Below are 1,461 nucleotides of genomic sequence, written 5' to 3'. Positions count from 1 at the left end.
ACGGCATCTGCCCCGTCCGCTCCTCAGACCGGCAGCCGCCGGAAGAGCGGACGCGGCAGATGCCGTACCCCCGCCATCACGACCCGCAGCGTCCCCGGCACCCACACCGTCTCCGAGCGCCGCCGCAGCCCCAGCTCGATCGCCGTCGCCACCGCCTCGGGCGTGGTGACCGGCGGCGTCTCCGGGCGTCCCGCGGTCCGGCGTGTCCGCACGAACCCGGGCCGCACCACCATGACGTGCACCCCCGTGGAGTGCATCGCGTCGCCCAGCCCCTGGGCGAACGCGTCGAGGCCCGCCTTGCTCGACCCGTAGATGAAGTCGGCGCGGCGGGCCCGTTCGCCGGCCGCCGCCGTCAGCACCACCAGCGAGCCGTGCCCCTGCGTCTGCATCGCGCCCGCGCACACCAGCCCGGCCGAGACCGCCCCGGTGTAGTTGGTCTGCGCGACCCGCACCGCCGCCAGCGGGTCCGCCTCGTCGTGCGCCTGGTCGCCGAGGACCCCGAAGGCGAGCAGCACCATGTCGATGTCGTCCTCCGCGAAGACCTTGCCGAGGGCCTCCTCGTGCCCGCCGGGGTCCAGCGCGTCGAAGGCGACGGTGCGGACCTCCGCGCCCAGCCTGCGCAGCCGGCCCGCCGCGGTCTCCAGGGCGGGGGAGGGGCGGCCCGCCAGCCAGACCGTACGGGTACGGCGGGCGATCAGCCGGCGCGCGGTGGCGAGCCCGATCTCCGACGTGCCGCCGAGGACGAGCAGGGACTGCGGGGTGCCGAAGGCGTCCTTCATCGTTCAGTGCTCCTTGGGGGTTGGGCGTGATCGGGCGGGGCCGGCCTCGTGCGCCGGGACGTCACTCGTGCGCCGGACGTCACTCGTGCGCCGCGCGCTCAGAGGGAGAGCCGCCGGGACAGGTCCGAGGTGAACACCGCCCGCGGATCCAGCTCGGCCCGCAGCGCCCGGAACTCCGCCAGCCGCGGATACATCGCGGCCAGCGCCTCCGGCCGCAGCCGGGCGTCGTGCGCCAGACAGACCCGGCCGCCCGCCGCCGCGACCTCGCCGTCCAGCTCGTCGAGGAACGGGGCGAGCCCGGCCCGGTCCGCGACCGGCAGCTCCATGGCGAGCGTCCAGCCGGGCGTGGGGAACGACAGCCAGCCGGGGCCGCCGGTGCCGAAGCGGGTGAGTTCGGCGGGGAAGACCGGGCAGCCCCGGTGCGCGACGCGCTCCACGATCCGGCGCAGCGTCGCCTCCTGTCCGTACCCGACGGCGAACTGGTAGCGGACGAAGCCGTCGCGCCCGTGGATCCCGGGCCGCCGCACGGCGGCGCCCGGCGGTCGGCCGAACGCCGGGAGGTGGCGCAGCTCGCCGGTACGCGCCTGGGGGGCGGTGCGGTACCAGACCTCGTTGAAGAGGGCCGCCGCCGCCCGTCCCACCGGCCCGGTCGGCGGTACGGGGGCGGGCGCCCCGGCCGGGG

General features: G+C 77.0%; 2 protein-coding genes. Both read right to left on the bottom strand.

Features of this window, described 5'->3' with window-relative positions; translation table 11 throughout:
* Positions 1–23 precede the first annotated feature (23 nt).
* Positions 24–779 carry a decaprenylphospho-beta-D-erythro-pentofuranosid-2-ulose 2-reductase gene (locus tag DVH02_RS34625; RefSeq protein ID WP_114627770.1) on the bottom strand — a complete coding sequence of 252 codons (756 nt, stop codon included), beginning with the start codon at positions 777–779 and terminating at the stop codon, positions 24–26.
* A gap of 98 nt (positions 780–877) precedes the next feature.
* The coding region (locus DVH02_RS34620; protein WP_325051426.1) for a D-arabinono-1,4-lactone oxidase at positions 878–1,461 on the bottom strand (584 nt) is incomplete at its 5' end.

The sequence above is a fragment of the Streptomyces corynorhini genome (assembly GCF_003346515.1).
In the GTDB taxonomy this organism is placed as follows: domain Bacteria; phylum Actinomycetota; class Actinomycetes; order Streptomycetales; family Streptomycetaceae; genus Streptomyces; species Streptomyces corynorhini.
Note: the sequence above shows the minus strand (reverse complement) of the source record. Positions and strands in the feature narration are given on the sequence as shown.